Origin of the sequence: Paracraurococcus lichenis (genome assembly GCF_030657435.1) — a bacterium.
In the GTDB taxonomy this organism is placed as follows: Bacteria; Pseudomonadota; Alphaproteobacteria; order Acetobacterales; family Acetobacteraceae; genus Paracraurococcus; species Paracraurococcus lichenis.
This window is the reverse complement of the sequence record NZ_JAUTWS010000007.1, coordinates 103,253-118,897: the sequence shown is the minus strand read 5'-3', so window position 1 is coordinate 118,897 and position 15,645 is coordinate 103,253. Positions and strand designations below refer to the sequence as shown.

12 protein-coding genes are annotated in these 15,645 nt (G+C 72.2%); 6 read left to right on the top strand and 6 right to left on the bottom strand.

The window, feature by feature from the left end; all coding sequences use genetic code 11:
- Positions 1 to 35: 35 nt before the first annotated feature.
- Positions 36 to 1,253 carry an MFS transporter gene (locus Q7A36_RS09450; RefSeq protein ID WP_305103436.1) on the top strand — a complete coding sequence of 406 codons (1,218 nt, stop codon included), beginning with the start codon at positions 36 to 38 and terminating at the stop codon, positions 1,251 to 1,253.
- A gap of 127 nt (positions 1,254 to 1,380) precedes the next feature.
- Here the strand turns inward: Q7A36_RS09450 and Q7A36_RS09445 are convergent, their stop codons facing one another.
- Together Q7A36_RS09445 and Q7A36_RS09440 are read right to left on the bottom strand one after the other, a co-directional pair.
- Entirely contained in the window at positions 1,381 to 1,569 is a 189-nt protein-coding gene (locus Q7A36_RS09445) for a hypothetical protein (RefSeq protein WP_305103435.1), read from the bottom strand.
- A 60-nt stretch (positions 1,570 to 1,629) separates the two neighbouring features.
- The gene (locus Q7A36_RS09440) at positions 1,630 to 2,844 is read right to left on the bottom strand and encodes an ABC transporter substrate-binding protein (RefSeq protein ID WP_305103434.1); all 1,215 of its coding nucleotides are present in this window, start codon (positions 2,842 to 2,844) and stop codon (positions 1,630 to 1,632) included.
- 24 nt (positions 2,845 to 2,868) lie between these two features.
- On the opposite strand from Q7A36_RS09440, the gene Q7A36_RS09435 reads away from it, so the two are divergent.
- Entirely contained in the window at positions 2,869 to 3,219 is a 351-nt protein-coding gene (locus tag Q7A36_RS09435) for a hypothetical protein (RefSeq protein ID WP_305103433.1), read from the top strand.
- A 193-nt stretch (positions 3,220 to 3,412) separates the two neighbouring features.
- On the opposite strand, the gene Q7A36_RS09430 is transcribed toward Q7A36_RS09435, so the two are convergent.
- Positions 3,413 to 4,114 carry an alpha/beta fold hydrolase gene (locus Q7A36_RS09430; RefSeq protein WP_305103432.1) on the bottom strand — a complete coding sequence of 234 codons (702 nt, stop codon included), beginning with the start codon at positions 4,112 to 4,114 and terminating at the stop codon, positions 3,413 to 3,415.
- A 283-nt stretch (positions 4,115 to 4,397) separates the two neighbouring features.
- Here Q7A36_RS09430 and Q7A36_RS09425 point away from each other — a divergent pair, with 283 nt between their 5' ends.
- From Q7A36_RS09425 to Q7A36_RS09410, 4 genes are all read left to right on the top strand, one after another.
- Positions 4,398 to 6,317 (top strand): DEAD/DEAH box helicase, encoded by a 1,920-nt coding sequence (locus Q7A36_RS09425; protein ID WP_305103531.1) that lies wholly within the window; start codon positions 4,398 to 4,400, stop codon positions 6,315 to 6,317.
- Positions 6,318 to 6,477: 160 nt separating this feature from the next.
- Positions 6,478 to 7,731 (top strand): acyl-CoA dehydrogenase, encoded by a 1,254-nt coding sequence (locus tag Q7A36_RS09420; protein WP_305103431.1) that lies wholly within the window; start codon positions 6,478 to 6,480, stop codon positions 7,729 to 7,731.
- Positions 7,732 to 7,851: 120 nt separating this feature from the next.
- Positions 7,852 to 9,126, top strand: a complete 1,275-nt coding sequence (locus Q7A36_RS09415; protein ID WP_305103430.1) for a class I SAM-dependent RNA methyltransferase — start codon at positions 7,852 to 7,854, stop codon at positions 9,124 to 9,126.
- Positions 9,127 to 9,197: 71 nt separating this feature from the next.
- Entirely contained in the window at positions 9,198 to 10,181 is a 984-nt protein-coding gene (locus Q7A36_RS09410) for an MBL fold metallo-hydrolase (RefSeq protein ID WP_305103429.1), read from the top strand.
- 85 nt (positions 10,182 to 10,266) lie between these two features.
- Here Q7A36_RS09410 and Q7A36_RS09405 read toward each other — a convergent pair whose 3' ends face one another.
- From Q7A36_RS09405 to Q7A36_RS09395, 3 genes are read right to left on the bottom strand one after another with little or no spacing between them, the layout of a single operon-like run.
- Positions 10,267 to 12,045 carry an acyl-CoA dehydrogenase C-terminal domain-containing protein gene (locus Q7A36_RS09405; protein ID WP_305103428.1) on the bottom strand — a complete coding sequence of 593 codons (1,779 nt, stop codon included), beginning with the start codon at positions 12,043 to 12,045 and terminating at the stop codon, positions 10,267 to 10,269.
- A 10-nt stretch (positions 12,046 to 12,055) separates the two neighbouring features.
- Positions 12,056 to 14,500, bottom strand: a complete 2,445-nt coding sequence (locus Q7A36_RS09400; RefSeq protein ID WP_456306785.1) for a 3-hydroxyacyl-CoA dehydrogenase NAD-binding domain-containing protein — start codon at positions 14,498 to 14,500, stop codon at positions 12,056 to 12,058.
- The gene (locus Q7A36_RS09395) at positions 14,500 to 15,636 is read right to left on the bottom strand and encodes a thiolase family protein (protein WP_305103427.1); all 1,137 of its coding nucleotides are present in this window, start codon (positions 15,634 to 15,636) and stop codon (positions 14,500 to 14,502) included. The genes Q7A36_RS09400 and Q7A36_RS09395 overlap by 1 nt, the downstream gene beginning before the upstream one ends.
- Between the last annotated feature and the right edge of the window lie 9 nt (positions 15,637 to 15,645).

Sequence of the window (15,645 nt, the reverse complement as noted above, 5' to 3'; positions counted from 1 at the left end):
CCGTGCCGCGGGCGAGGCTGGCGGCAACGCCAGCCATGCCACGTGACCTCGAACCGAGCGCCCATCCCCTGCGGCGCCTGCTCGCCATTCCTGCCTTTCGCCGCCTCTGGGCGGTGGGCGGCATCGCCAATGCGATGCGCTGGGTGGAGACGCTGGTCGCAGTCATCTGGACCTTCGAGGCGACGCACTCCGCCCTCGCCGTCTCCCTCGTCGCGCTGATGCGGGCGCTGCCGATGCTGCTGCTCGGCGCGACGGCCGGCGCGCTGGCCGAGGTGCTGGACCGGCGACGCTTACTGATGGCCGGCCAGGCCGCGGCCTGCATCGGCGCCGCCGCCATCCTGGCCCTGGCGCTCGCCGGCGCGCTCGAGGTCTGGCACCTCGCGGCGCAGGGCTTCCTCGGCGGCCTGGTCTGGACGGGCGAGATGGCCTCCCGCCGCCGCATGGTGACGGAGGTGGCCGGCGAGCGCGACGTGGTGACGGCCGTTGCCTTCGACAGCCTGACCGCCAATACCACCCGCATGGCCGGGCCCTTGCTCGGCGGGGCGATCTACCAGTTCCTCGGCCTGCCCGTCGCCTTCGGACTGGCGGCCTGCTGCTATGTCCTGACCTTCGGCCTGCTGGCGGGCGTCGCGCACCGGCAGGCGCGTCGGCGCTTCGGGCCGCGGCTGCTGGCGGCCGAGATGGCCGAGGCGGTGATGGTCGTGCGGCGGATGAAGGTGCTGCAGGCGGTGATCCTGATCACCCTCGCCATGAATGTCTTCGGCTTCTGCGTCACCGCTGTCCTGCCGGCCTTCGGCATCGCGGCCTTCGCCGCCAGCCCCGTGCAGATCGGCATGCTGACCGCGGCCGAGCCGGCCGGCGCGCTGCTGACCGGCCTCGTCATGGCGACGCGGCGCGGCCTGCCGCTCTCGCCGGCGCTGATGCTCGGTGGCGGCGGCTTCTTCATGCTCTGCCTGCTGCTGCTCGCCCTGGCGCCGAGCCTCTGGCTCGCGGTCGGCGTGCTCATGCTGGGCGGCATCGGCACGGCGCTCTTCGCCGCGCTGCAGACGGCGCTGCCGGTCACCCAGGCCCCGGCCGAGGCGCGCTCGCGCGTGCTCGGCCTGGTCACCACCTGCATCGGGATGGGGCCGGCGGGCCAGCTCACCATCGGGGCGCTGGCCGATTCGCTGGGGCCGGGCACGGCGATCCCGGTCATGGCCGCACTCGGCCTGGCGATGGTCGGCGCCACGGCCTGGCAGACGCTGCGCGCCTGAGGCTGTCTGCCGGCGAGAGGCCGCGCGCCAGCCGTGCGTGTTCAGTACCGAACGCCAATCCGGTTTCGGCTATGGAATGCAGAGCGGATGCACGCTCCCGGAGGTTCGCGTCCGACCGCGATCCGCGTCAGCGCCGGGCCTGGGCGCGCCGCAGCGGCTCCAGCCGGCGCTCGGGCTCCCACCCCTGCTTCACGCAATCCGCCGCCGTGACCGGCTGCTGATGCGGCTGCCGCTGCCAGAGCGGCGCGATCCGCGCCCAGGTGGCCTGCGCCGTGCGCGACCAGCCCATGCGCCGCCGCATATCCGTCCCGTCCATCCTGGCCTCCTCTCGCTGTCCGGGAGGGACCCAACGCGCGACGGCGGCGGGCGCTCCCCGTCAGCTCCGCACCAGCGGGCAGCCGCCCTCGCTCAGGGGCCGCCAAGCCTGCTCGGGCGGGATGGTGGCGAGCAGCGAGCAGAAGTCGAAGGGCTGCTTCGCCTCGGCCTGCTTCTTGATCTCCCAGAGATACATGGTGTGGAGGGTGCGGCCGTCCTCCCGGATCCGAACATCGGTATTGTACATGTCGTTCACCGGCGTCGCCTTCATCCGCGCTGCCACCGCCTCGGCCTCGGTCGATCCGACCTCGCGCACCGATTTCAGCCAGTGCGTCACCCCGGTATAGACCGCGGCATGCTGCAGCCCGGGCGGGGACTTCATGCGGGCGACATAGCGCTGCGCCCAGGCGCGGGTCGCGTCGTTCAGGTCCCAGTAGAAGCTGTCGGTCAGGACCATGCCCTCGCAGGTGCGCTGGCCGAGGGCGACGATGTCGGTGATCTGGACCAGCAGCGTGGCAATGCGGGCGCCGCCGCGGGTCAGGCCGAACTCCGCCGCCTGCTTGATGCAGTTCTGCAGGTCGAGCCCCGCCAGGGCGAAGCCGATCACCTTGGCGCCGGAGGCGCGGGCCTGGATGAGGAAGGAGGAGAAGTCGGCATTGTTCAGCGGCGCCCGCACCGCGCCGAGCACCTGCCCGCCATTGGCCCGCACCGCGGCCATGGTGTCGCGTTCCAGTGCATGGCCGAAGGCATAGTCGGACGTGATGAAGTACCAGCTATTCCCGCCCGCCTTGGTCAGCGCCGTGCCGGTGCCATGCGCCAGCGCGTAGGTATCGAAGCCGAAATGCATCCCATAGGGCGAGCACTTGGCGCCGGTCATGTCGGAGGTGGCAGGGCCGGTGATGATGTAGATCCGCTTCTTCTCCCGGCAGACCTCCTGGATGGCGAGGCCGGAGGAACTGGCGGCGCCATCGGCCAGCACATCGACGCCGAGATTGTCGATCCATTCGCGCGCCAGCGCGGCGGAGACATCGGCGCGGTTCTGCCCGTCCGCCTGCCGGACGGTGACCGGCCGGCCGAGCACGCTGCCGCCGAAATCCTGGACGGCGAGTTCGGCGGCGATGCGGTTGCCAGGGCCGCCGACGTCGCGGAAGGGCCCGCTCATGTCGCTGAGCAGCCCGATCTGCACGGGGCGCGGCTGGGCGCGGAGGGTGGCGGGCGCGGCCAGCGGCAGTGCCGCCAGCGCGCCGACGATGGTGCGGCGCTCGGTCCTGGACATGATGGTTCTCTCCCTGCCGTTACGATGCGCCGGATTTCGGCCCGGCCCAAGGGGGTGCTGCTCGCGCTGGTCCTGCTCGCGCTGGCCGGGGCGGCCGGGGCGGCGCCGGCCGGACGCAGCCGGCCCGATGCCGCGGCGATCGAGGCGGCGCGGCGCTTCCTCTGCCCGCATGGCGGCATGCCGGTGCGCGGCCGGGGCGGGCTGTGCCGACCCGGGACGGGCGCAGCCCCGGGCGGTTCCCTCGGCGGGACGGAGGTGCGGGGCTGGGATCTCGGCCTGCCCGCGCCGGCCCACCGCCAGGCGCCCTGCCCCGCGGGCACGAAACCCATGGCGGCGATCGCCCGGCCGGAGGCGGTGCGCTGCGTGCCGGAGTAGCAGCGGGCCGTACGGCGGGATCCGCGGCCGGTGCGATCCTTCGGGGTGTCCGAGCGCGAGCGGACACTACCCGGGCATCCGCCAGTCGGTGCCCCGAGAGATGGACAGTGGATCGGCGGGCATCATGGCCGGCGTGGCGCGGTCGAGGTCCGGTGCGGCTCGATGCCCGGCCTCGGACCGCCCGGCGCCGCCGCTAGCCGCCGCGCAGCCAGTCCCGCAGCAGGTCCGTGACCTGGGCCGGCGCCTCCATCGGCGGCAGGTGGCCGCAGCCCGGGATCGCCAGGTAGCGCGCGTCGGGGATGCCGGCGGCGATCTCCTCGGCCAGCGCCGGCGGGGTCAGCGCATCCGCCTCGCCCACCGCGACCAGCGTGGGCACGGCGATGCCCGGCAGGTCCGGCCGGCTGTCCCGCCGGCCGAGGATCGCGGCCTGCTGGCGCAGGAAGGCCTCCTTGCCCACCCGCTCGGCCATGGCGATCACCTCCTGCCCGACCGGCCCCTCGAGGTTCGCGGGATGCACGAGTTGCGGCAGCAGCCGCGGCGTGACGCCGCGGAACTGCCCGGTGCGGGTCAGCGCCATCAGCCCGCGCCGCCGCCGTGCCTGCTCCGGCGTGTCCGGCCGGGCGGAGGTGTCGAGCAGCGCCAGCCGCTCCACCCGCTCCGGCGCCTGGCGCAGGATTTCGAAGGCGAGGTAGCCGCCCATGGAGAGGCCGCAAAGGGCGAAGCGCGGCGGCGCCGCGGCCAGCGCCCGCGCCGCCATGGCGGCGAGGCTGTCGTCGAGCGTCGTCTCGGCGACCAGGCACTCGGCCTCCCCGGCCAGGCCTGCGACCTGGTCGCGCCAGAGGCGGGCATCGCAGAGCAGTCCGGGCAAGATGAGAAGGCTGGAGATGGCGGGCATGGCGCGCATGCCCCATAGGCGCGACCGACCTGCGGTGCAATTCTCGGCAAAGCTTGATTTTCCCGCGCTACAGGGGCATATGGCGGCCGGACCTGGAGCGGCGGCCGCAGCATTGGGCACGCCGGGCGTCGGTTTCGGCCTCTGCCGCGCAGCGCAGTCTGTGGGAGCACCGGCCGCCATGCCGCCGCCGTCCCGGCGAAGGAACCGACCGCGCTTGACCGATACCCCCGAGCGGCCCGCCACCGAGGCGGCCGAGACTCCGCACAACGTCACCACCGAGCCCATGGCCGCCGCCGTCGAAGCGGCGCCCGAGGCCGCGCCGCCCGCCGAGGAGGAGCCCATCGCGCTCGCCCCGGCGGAGGCCGCCGAGGCGCCGGCCGGGGACGAGGCGGAAGAAGACGAGGACTCCGCTGAGGACGAGCCGGAGGAGGCTTCGGCCGAGGACGCGGACGGGTCCGAGAACGATGACGAGGAGGATGACGAGGACGACGAGGAGGAGGCCGAGGAGGCCGCCGCCCCGCGCGTCACCTTCGCCGATCTCGGCCTCTCCGAGCCCATCCTGCGCGCGGTGGCCGAGGCCGGCTACGTCACCCCGACCCCGATCCAGGAGCAGGCGATCCCCGTCGTGCTCATGGGCCGCGACGTGCTCGGCACCGCCCAGACCGGCACCGGCAAGACCGCCGGCTTCACCCTGCCGATGCTCGACATCCTGGCCAATGGCCGGGCCAAGGCGCGCATGCCGCGCAGCCTGATCCTCGAGCCGACGCGCGAGCTGGCGCTGCAGGTCGCCGAGAATTTCGTCAAGTACGGCAAGCACCTCAACCTGGTGCATGCCCTGCTGATCGGCGGCGAGAGCATGAACGACCAGCGCGCCGTGCTCGAGAAGGGCGTGGACGTGCTGATCGCGACCCCCGGCCGGCTGCTCGACCTCTTCGACCGCGGCCGCATCCTGCTCGCCGACTGCAAGATCCTCGTCATCGACGAGGCCGACCGCATGCTCGACATGGGCTTCATCCCGGATGTCGAGCGCATCGTCTCCCTGCTCCCCGGCATGCGGCAGACGCTGTTCTTCTCGGCGACCATGGCGCCGGAGATCAGGAAACTCGCCGACGCCTTCCTCTCCAACCCGAAGGAGGTCAGCGTCTCCGCGCCCGCGAGCGTGGCGACGACGATCACCACCGGCCTGCTCTGGACGCGCGAGCTCGACAAGCGGGAGGCGCTGCGCCGCCTGATCCGCCGCGAGGACGTGCAGAACGCCCTGATCTTTTGCAACAAGAAGATCGAGGTCGACATCCTCTACAAGTCGCTCAAGCGGCACGGCTTCTCGGTCGGCGCCCTGCATGGCGACATGGACCAGTCCACGCGCTTCGCCACGCTGAACAGGTTCAAGAACAACGAGCTGCAGCTCCTGGTCTGCTCCGACGTCGCGGCGCGCGGCATCGACATCGGCGGCCTCAGCCACGTCTTCAACTTCGACGTGCCCTACCGGGACGAGGACTATGTCCACCGCATCGGCCGCACCGGCCGGGCGGGCAAGCAGGGCCACGCCTTTACCATCGCGACCGCTGACGACGCGCGGAACGTCGCCGCCATCGAGAAGCTGACCGGCATGCCGATCCCGCGCATCGAGATTGAGGGGCTGGATCCGGTGAGCAACGAGGAGATCGCGGAAGCCGCCGCGCGGCCGAAGGGCCGCGGCCGCGGCGGGCGCGACGCGGCGAAGGGACGCGAGCGCGAGCGTGACCGCGGCGGCCGGGACCGCGACCGCGGCCGGCCGGAGCGCGGCGAGCGCGACCGCGGCGGACGTGACCGGGATCGCGACCGTGCCCGTCCGGAGCGTGCCGACCGCGAGCGCGGGCCGAACCGCGAGCGCGAGCGCGACCGCCCGGTGCGTGCGAGCGAGGGGCGTGCGAGCGAGGGGCGCGCGAGCGAGGCACGGGTCGGCGAGGAGCGGGCCGAGCGCTACGAGCGCGAGCGCGGCGCCCGCGATGACCGTGACCGCGGTGCGCGCGACGACCGCGCCCCGCGCGACGACCGCCGCCGCGACCGGGACCGCGACGACTACCGCCGCCGCGACCGCGACGATCTCGGCCCGCCGGTGCGCGGCTTCGGCGATGCGGTGCCGGCCTTCATGCTGATCCCGATCCCCCGGCCGCGGCGCGATGCCGCGCCGGAGCAGGACCAGGAGCAGGAAGCCGCCTGATCCGGGCGCGGCGCCGCCGCGTTCCTGCCATCGGACGGATGCATGCGGCCAGGGCCTCCCTGGCCGTTTCCGCATCCGCCGCCCGGTTGCGGGGCCCCGGCCCCCGCGCCAGAGTCACGCCATCCGCCGCATGCCCGGACGGGCCATCGAGGAGACCGCCATGAACGTCCAGAATCCCGTCGCCATCCCGTCCACCGGCGCCTCCGACACCGCGGTCGTCGCGCCGCCGAGCGCCCGGCAGCCGCGCGCCGCCTTCGACTGGGCGGATCCGCTGCAGCTCGAGGGCGTGCTGACCGAGGACGAGCGGATGATCCGCGACGCCGCGCACCAGTTCTGCCAGGAGAAGCTGCTGCCGCGCGTGCAGGAAGCCTTCCGCAAGGAGCACTTCCACCGCGAGATCATGAACGAGTTCGGGGAGATGGGCTTTCTCGGCGCGACGCTGCACGGCTATGGCTGCGCCGGCATCTCCTATGTCGCCTATGGCCTGATGGCGCGGGAGGTGGAGCGCGTCGACAGCGGCTACCGCAGCGCCTTCTCCGTCCAGTCCTCGCTCGTCATGTACCCGATCTACGCCTTCGGCTCGGAGGCGCAGAAGGAGAAGTACCTGCCGAAGCTGCGTACCGGCGAGTTCGTCGGCTGCTTCGGCCTGACCGAGCCCGATGCCGGCTCCGACCCCTCCTCCATGCGCACCCGCGCGAAGAAGGTCGACGGCGGCTACCTGCTGAGCGGCAGCAAGACCTGGATCACCAACTCCCCGATCGCCGATATCGCCGTGGTCTGGGCCAAGGACGACGAGGGCGTGCTGCGCGGCTTCATCCTCGAGCGCGGGATGAAGGGCTTCGAGACGCCGAAGATCGAGGGCAAGTTCAGCCTCCGCGCCTCCACCACCGGCATGATCATGATGGACGAGGTCTTCGTGCCGGAGGAGAACCGCCTGCCCGGCGTGAAGTCGCTCGCCGGCCCCTTCTCCTGCCTCAACCGCGCCCGCTACGGCATCGCCTGGGGCGCGATGGGCGCGGCGGAGGACTGCATGCACCGCGCGCGCGACTACACGCTGCAGCGCAAGATGCTCGGCCGGCCGCTGGCCAATACCCAGCTCATCCAGCTCAAGCTCGCCAACATGCAGACCGAGATCGCGCTCGGCCTGCATGCCGTGCTGCGGGTCGGCCGGCTCTTCGACGAGGACAAGGCGGCGCCGGAGATGATCAGCCTGGTCAAGCGCAACAATTGCGGCAAGGCGCTCGACATCGCCCGCGTGGCGCGGGACATGCACGGCGGCAACGGCATCGTGGACGAGTACCACGTCATCCGCCACGTCATGAACCTCGAGACGGTGAACACCTATGAGGGCACGCACGACGTGCATGCGCTGATTCTCGGCCGTGCCATCACCGGGCTGAACGCCTTCGGGTGACACGCGCCGGCCCCCGGTGCCGCGGCGCCGCGCCGAAGCGTGGCGCCGCCAAGGCCGGACCTGATCCGGCCATGACAGCCGCGATCCGCAACCGCGGCCGATGCCCCGTCGGGCTAGGCCATGGCTGACAGTCTCGACCTGCGGATCGAGGATCTGGGCGCCGCTGGCGACGGCATCGCGCGGCTCGAGGGTCGCACCGTCTTCGTCCCCGCGACCCTGCCGGGCGAGCAGGTCCGTGCCGCCCTGACCGGCAAGCGCGGCGACGCCCTGACGGCCGAGGCGGAGGCCATCCTCGTCCCCTCCCCCGACCGGGTCGCGCCCGCCTGCCCGCACTTCCCCGATTGTGGCGGCTGCACGCTGCAGCACTGGGCCGATGCGCCCTATGCCGCCTGGAAGCGCGCCAAGCTGGTGGACGCGCTCGCGCGGGCCGGCTTTGGCGATGCGCCGGTCGCGCCGCTGGCGCGCACGCCGCCGGCCGCGCGACGCCGCGCCGATCTGGCCCTGCGCCGCGGCCCGGGCGGCGCCGTCGCGCTCGGTTTCCATGCCCGTGGCAGCGGCAGCATCGTCGACCTCGCCACCTGTGCCGTGCTCGACCCGCGCCTCGTCGCGCTGTTCGAGCCGCTGCGCGCGCTGCTGAAGCGGCTGCCGGCGCTGAAGCGCGACGGCTCGGCCGTGGTGAACCTGCTCGACACCGGTCCCGACCTGCTGCTGCGCACCGATGGCGCGCTGGACGCGCCGGGCCGCGCCGCGCTCGCGGCCTTCGCGGCCGAGCACGGCATCCCGCGCATCGCCTGGGCCCAGGGCAATGGCGCGCCGGAAACCGCGGCGCAACTCGGCGCCGCCGCGATCGCCTTCGCCGGGGTCTCCGTCTCGCCGCCGCCGGGTGCCTTCCTGCAGGCGAGCCGCGAGGGCGAGGCGGCGATCGTCGGCGCGGTCCTTGCCGGGCTGCCGGATAAGCTGCCGCCGCGGGCCGCCCTCGCCGACCTCTTCGCGGGCAACGGCACGCTGAGCTTTCCGCTTGCCACGCGGGCGCGGGTGACGGCCTTCGAGGGCATGGCGGAGTCGGTCGCGGCGCTCTCGGCCGCGGCGGGCAAGGCCGGGGCGCGGGTGAAGGCGGTGCGGCGGGACCTCGACCGGCAGCCGCTGGCGGCCAAGGAGTTGCACGAGTTCGCGACTGTCGTGCTCGACCCGCCCTATGCCGGCGCGCCGGTGCAGGTGCCGCTGCTGGCCCGGGCGCAGGTGCCGCGCATCATCTATGTCTCCTGCAACCCGGCGGCGCTGCAGCGGGATGCGCAGGTCCTGGCGCGGGCCGGCTACCGCGTCGCGGCGGCGACGCCGGTGGACCAATTCCTCTGGTCGCCGCACCTCGAAAGCGTGGTCGTCTTCACGCGGTAGACGCGGGCCGATGCTTGATACCGCGGCGTAACTGCCCATTCATAACGGCAGCCGCTTCGGGGGATTCGTCCATGACCGTCAGCCTCAACCGCCGCCTGGCCCTCACCGGGCTGTCCGGCCTGCTCGCCGCGCCGGCCCTGCCGCGCGGCGCCGCGGCCCAGACCGCGCCTGCCGCGCCCGCCGCCACCCAGGCGCCCGGCTTCTACCGCTTCAAGGTCGGCGGCTTCACCGTCACGACGGTGCATGACGGCTTCCGCGACATGCCGCTGCAGGGCTTCGTGCGCAACGCGCCGCTCGAGGAGGTGCAGAAGGTCCTGGCCGAGAGCTTCCTCTCCACGACGACCTACCGCATTCCCTTCACCGTCACCTTCGTGGAGACGCCGCGCGGCCTGGTGGTCTTCGATGCCGGCAACGGCGTGACGCCGGCCGGCGCCACCATGGGCCGGATGATCGAGAACATGGCCGCCGCCGGCCTCGACCCGGCCAAGGTGACCACGGTCATCCAGAGCCATTTCCACGGCGACCACGTCAACGGCCTGCTGGATGCGCAGGGCGGCCGCGCCTTCCCGAATGCCGAGGTGGTGGTGCCCGCCGTCGAATGGGCCTGGTGGAGCGACAGCGGCAACGAGACGCGCAGCCCCGAGGGGCAGCGCGCGAACTTCGCCAACAGTCAGCGCCGCTTCGCGCCCTACAATGGCCGGGTGCGGCAGATCGCGGACGGGGCCGAGGCGGTGCCGGGCATCCGCGCCATGGCGGCCTATGGCCATACGCCGGGCCACACGGTCTATCACGTGGCGGATGGCGGGGCGGAAATGGTGTTCCTCGCCGACATCACCAACCGTCCCGAGCTTTTCGCGCGGCGGCCCGACTTCCATGCGATCTTCGACTTCGACCCGGCGATGGCCGAGGCCTCCCGCCGGCGCGTCTTCGACCGCGTGGCGGCCGACCGTGTGCGCGTCACCGGCTACCACTTCCCCTTCCCGGCCAATGGCTATGTCGTACAGGAAGGCAGCGGCTACCGCTTCGTCCCTGCGGACTGGTCGAGCGCGGTCTGACTCCGGGCGGGGTCCAGGGCCAAGCCTTGGCCCCGGCGGGGATCGGCGGCGCTGCCGCGGATGGGGGCAGCGTCGCCTTCCTCGGTCAGAACGCGGCGTCCTCGAAGGCCTTCAGCGTCTCCCCGCCCGCCAGCACCTTGGCCGCGAGCGAGGACGTCTCCGGCAGGATGCGCTGCATGAAGAAGCGCGCCGTCGCCAGCTTGGCCCTGTAGAAGGCGTCGGCCTCGGCCTTCTCCAGCGCGATCTCCGCCATGCGCGCCCAGGCATGGGCGAGCGCCGTCAGGCCGAAGAGCCGCAGGTAGTCGGTCGCGCCGGCGCCGGCCTCGAAGGGGTCGCGCAACCCGCGCTGGGCGAGTTCCGCCGTCACCTGCTGCAGGCGGCCGAAGGCCTTTGCCAGTGGCAGGACGAACTCCTCCATCGCGGCGTCGTCTTGCCTGGCTTCGATGAAGGCCAGCACCGGGTGGAAGAAGCTGCGGAGGTAGCGGCCGCCATGCGCGCCCAGCTTGCGGCCGACAAGGTCGAGGGCCTGGATGCCGTTGGTGCCCTCGTAGATCTGGGTGATGCGGGCGTCGCGGGCGAACTGCTCCATGCCGTTATCGCGGATATAGCCGTGACCGCCCCAGACCTGCATGCCCATCACAGCCGCGTCCCAGCCGGTATCGGTAAAGACCGCCTTGATGATGGGTGTCATGAGCTGGACGAAGTCGTCGGCCGCTTTCCGCGTCTCCGGGTCCGGGTGGCGGAGGGAGACGTCGTGCTCCAGCGCCGTGATGGCGGACAGCGCGCGGCAGCCCTCCGTCATGGCCCGCATGGTCAGCAGCATGCGCCGGACATCCGGGTGGACCAGGATGGGGTCAGCCGGCTTGTCCGGTGATTTGGTGCCGTCCAGGCCACGGCCCTGGATGCGGTCCCGGGCATAGGCGACGGCGTTCTGGTAGGCGATCTCGGCGATGCCGAGCCCCTGCACGCCGACGCCGAGCCGCGCCTCGTTCATCATGGTGAACATGGCGGAGAGGCCCTTGTGCGGCCGTCCGACCAGCCAGCCCTTCGCATCCTCGAAGGCCAGGGCGCAGGTGGCCGAAGCCTTGATGCCCATCTTGTGCTCGAGGCCCGTGCAGGTGACGCCGTTGCGCGGGCCCGGCCTCCCATCCTCGGTCGGCAGGAACTTCGGCACGACGAAGAGCGAGATGCCGCGCGTCCCCGGCGGCGCATCCGGCAGCTTGGCGAGGACCAGGTGGATGATGTTGTCGGCCAGGTCATGCTCGCCGGCGCTGATGAAGATCTTGGTGCCGGTGATGCGGTAGCTGCCGTCGTCCTCCGGCACGGCGCGGGTACGGATGAGGCCGAGATCGGTGCCGCAATGCGGCTCGGTCAGGCACATGGTGCCGGACCATTCGCCGCTGGTGAGCTTGGGCAGGTAGAGCGCCTTCTGCGCCGGCGTGCCGTGCTTCTCCAGCGCCATGTAGGCGCCGTGCGACAGGCCGGGATACATGCCGAAGGCCATGTTGGTGGAGCAGATCATCTCCTCGACCAGCAGGCCGATGGATTTCGGCAGGCCCTGGCCGCCATAGGCGGGATCGGCGCCAAGGGCGGTCCAGCCGCCCTCGCAGAAGGCCCGGTAGGCCTCGGGGAAGCCCTTCGGCGTGCGGACCACGCCGTTCTCCAGCGTGCAGCCCTCGATGTCGCCGGACTGGTTGAGCGGCAGCAGCACCTCGGCGCAGAACCTCGCCGCTTCCTCCAGCACCGGGTCGACGAGGTCCGGGCCGATCTCCTCGCAGCCGGGCAGGCTGCGCAGGCGCTCCGTGCCGGCAAGCTCGGTCAGGAGGAAGCGCATGTCGCGCAGCGGGGCGGTGTAGCTAGGCATGGCGCGATCCCTAGTTCCTGAGCGGCCGGCCGGTCTCGAGCATGTGCTCGACCCGGGCGAGCGTCGCCGGCATGCGCAGCAGGGCCATGAAGCTCTTGCGTTCCAGCGCGTGCAGCTCGGCCTCCGTCGTCTCCTCGGTGTGGTCGCGGCGAGCCCCGGTCAGCGTCTCCGCCAGGTGCTCGCAGACCACGATGTCATGCGGCGTGGCGCGGCCGAGCGCTGCCTGCTGCCGCACCGCCATGCCGAGCGCGACGCGGCCGGTCTCACCCGGCAGGCGCAGCGGCTTCACCTCGGGCGGGGCATAGCCCTCGACCAGCGAGAGCGCCCTGGCCTTGGCATCCGCCAGCAGCCGGTCGCGGTTGAAGGTGATGCCGTCGGTCGGGCGGAGCAGCAGCATCTCCTTCGCCTCGAAGGCCGATTTGGCGATCTGCGCGGTCGAGATCATCTCGAAGGCTTTGGCGACCGGCGGCATCGGGCCCTTGGGCGCACGCGGGTTCTCCGCCCAGCGCCGTAGCATCGTGGTGCAGCCGCCCCAGCCGGGGATGAGGCCGACGCCGACCTCGACCAGGCCGATATAGCTCTCGGCATGCGCCTGCACCGCGTCGCAATGCAGCAGGATCTCGCAACCACCGCCGAGCGCCATGCCGGAGGGCGCGCCGACCACCGGGAAGGGCGCGTCGCGCAGCGACCGCATGGCCTTCTGCCCCTGCTCGATCAGCCCCTCGATCTCGCCCCAGGCGGCGATGTTGGCGGCGAACAAGGCGAGGCCGATATTGGCGCCGACGCTGAACTGCTCGCCCTCGTTGTGGATGACCAGCGCCTTGAAGGCGCCCTTCTTCCCCATCGCCACCGACTTGCCGATCATCTCGACCGTGCCGGGGTCGATGGCGTTCATCTTGGTGTGGAATTCGAGGCAGGCGACGCCCTCGCCGATGTCCCAGAGCGAGGCGGAGCCATTCCTCGCCAGCGGCCTGCTGCGGCGCTTCACGTCGGCCAGCAGCAGCACGCCCTCGGGCCGCGGTACGGCGTGCCAGCCGCCATCGGTGCCGATGTATTCCAGCCTGCCGTCCTGAACGTGGTAGAAGCTGCCCTCCCCCACCTGCCGCAGCAGCGGCGGTACCGGGCGGCCATCCTCGGCCAGCGCCTTGGCAAGCCAGGCGGCGCCGAGCCTGTCGATGAGTTCGAAGGGCCCGTAGGTCCAGTTGTAGCCGAGCCGCATGGCGGCATCGACATCGGCGATGCTGTCGGCGATCTCCGGCACCAGGGACGCCGCATAGCCCAGCAGGTCGAGCAGCACGGCGCGGGCATAGCGGCCGCCGCGGTCCGGGTGCTCGGCCAGCGCCCGCAGGTCGCGGAGCGAGAGGCTTTCCAGTTGCGGTTTCTCGCTCTCGCGGTACTCGCCGGTCCAGAGGTCGATGGCGCGCTTCAGGCTTTCGCCGCCCGGCCCTTTCTGCCGCGTGTAGAAGCCGCCCTTGCCCTTCCGCCCCGTGCGCCCCTCGGCGATCATGCGCAGGATGACGTCATGCTCGCGCAGCCCGAGGACATAGGCGTCCCCGGCTGGCAGCGTCGCCTTCATGCTGGCCGCGACATGCGGCATCAGGTCAAGGCCGACCAGGTCCAGCAGGCCGAAGACGCCGGTCTTCGGAATGCCCAACGGCCGGGACATGACGGCATCGGCTTCCTCGACCGTCAGCTTCAGGTCGAAGGCGCGGTTGATCGCGCTCTGCATCCACAGCCCGCCGATGCGGTTGGCGATGAAGCCCGGCCGGTCCTTGCAGGGGATCACCGTCTTGCCGAGGGTCCGGTCGCCGAATTCGGTGATGGCAGCGACAGCCTCGGCGCGCGTCGCGGGCCCTCGCACCACCTCGAGCAGCCGCATGTAGCGCGGCGGGTTGAAGAAATGGGTGATGAGGAAGTCGGCGGCGAAGCCCTCGCCCAGCCCCTCGGTCAGCGCGGCGAGCGGGATGGTGGAGGTGTTCGACGATACGATCGAACCGGGCTTCCGCACGCCTTCCAGCTTTGCATAGAGGTCGCGCTTGGCCTCCGGCCGCTCGATGATCGCCTCGCAGATCCAGTCGCATTCGGCGAGCAGGCCGAGATCCGTGCCGACATCCCCCGGCGTGACCAGCCGCGCGGCGCCCTTGTGCATGAAGGGCGCCGGCTCGGTCTTCAGCATCCGCTCGATCGCCTTGGCGGCGCCGCCTGGGACGATGTCCAGCAGCACCACCGGCACGCCGGCATTCGCCACCTGCGCCGCGATGCCGGCACCCATGACGCCGGCGCCGACCACGCCGACCTTCCTGATCGGCGTCGGCGGCACCGCGCGCGGGGCCGGCGCCGTGGCGCGCAGCTCCGTCTCCACCATCGGGGCACCCGTGGTGAGCGCGCCGCCCGGCGGCCGATTCACGCTGCGCTCCTCGCTGTGCTGCGGTGCTCCGCGATCGGACGCCGACATCACACCCCCTCCAGCACCGTGGCGATGCCCTGGCCGCCGCCGATGCATTGCGTCGCCAGCGCATAGCGCCCGCCCTCCCGCTGCAGGATCTGCGCCGCCTTACCGGTGATGCGGGCGCCGGTCGCGCCCAGCGGATGGCCCAGCGCGATGGCGCCGCCGTCCCTGTTCACCTTCGCCTCGTCGAGGCCGAGCTCGCGCATGCAGGCGATGGCCTGGCTGGCGAAGGCCTCGTTCAGCTCCACGACATCGAGGTCGCGGGCCGAGATGCCGGCGCGGGCCAGCGCCTTGGCCGAGGCCGAGACGGGCCCCATCCCCATCACCTCCGGCCCGCAGCCGGCCACCGCTACAGCTTTCACCTTGGCGAGCGGCGTCAGGCCGTGCGTCCTGGCATACCCGGCCGAGCAGACGAGCACCGCGACGGCGCCATCGGTGAGCGGCGAGGAGGTGCCGGCGGTGACGGTCCCCTCGGCGCGGAAGGCCGGCTTCAGCCCGGCGAGCGTCTCGGCCGAGGTGTCCGGCCGGATGCAGCCATCCTGTGCCACGCGCCCGACCGGCGCCTCGATCGGGACGATCTCCGCCTCGAGCCGTCCCTCGCGCTGCGCCGCGGCGGCCTTCCGGTGGCTCTGCACCGCGAATTCCTCCTGCTGCGCCCGGCCGACCTGGTGCAGCTTCGCCACGTTCTCCGCCGTCTCGCCCATCGAGACATAGGCTTGTGGGAAGTCCTTCGCGAGGCCGGGATGCGGCATGGGGTTGAAGCCCATCATCGGCACGCGCGTCATGCTCTCGACGCCGCAGCAGAGGAAGGCATCGCCCGCGCCCATCCGGATCGCGCCGGCCGCCTGGTGCACCGCCTGCATGGAGGAGCCGCAGAAGCGGTTCACCGTGGCGCCCGCCACGCTCTCCGGGAGGCCGGCGATGAAGGCGACCAGCTTGGCGACGTTCAGGCCCTGCTCGCCCTCGGGGAAGGCACAGCCCATCACCAGGTCCTCGATGGTCGCGGGGTCCAGCTTCGTCTCCGCCACCAGGGCGCGCACCACCTGCGCCGCCATCTCGTCCGGACGGACCTTGGTCAGCGCGCCCTTGTGCGCGAGGTGGAAGGGGCTGCGGCGATAGGCCGCGATCACCACATCGGTCATGTCCCGCGT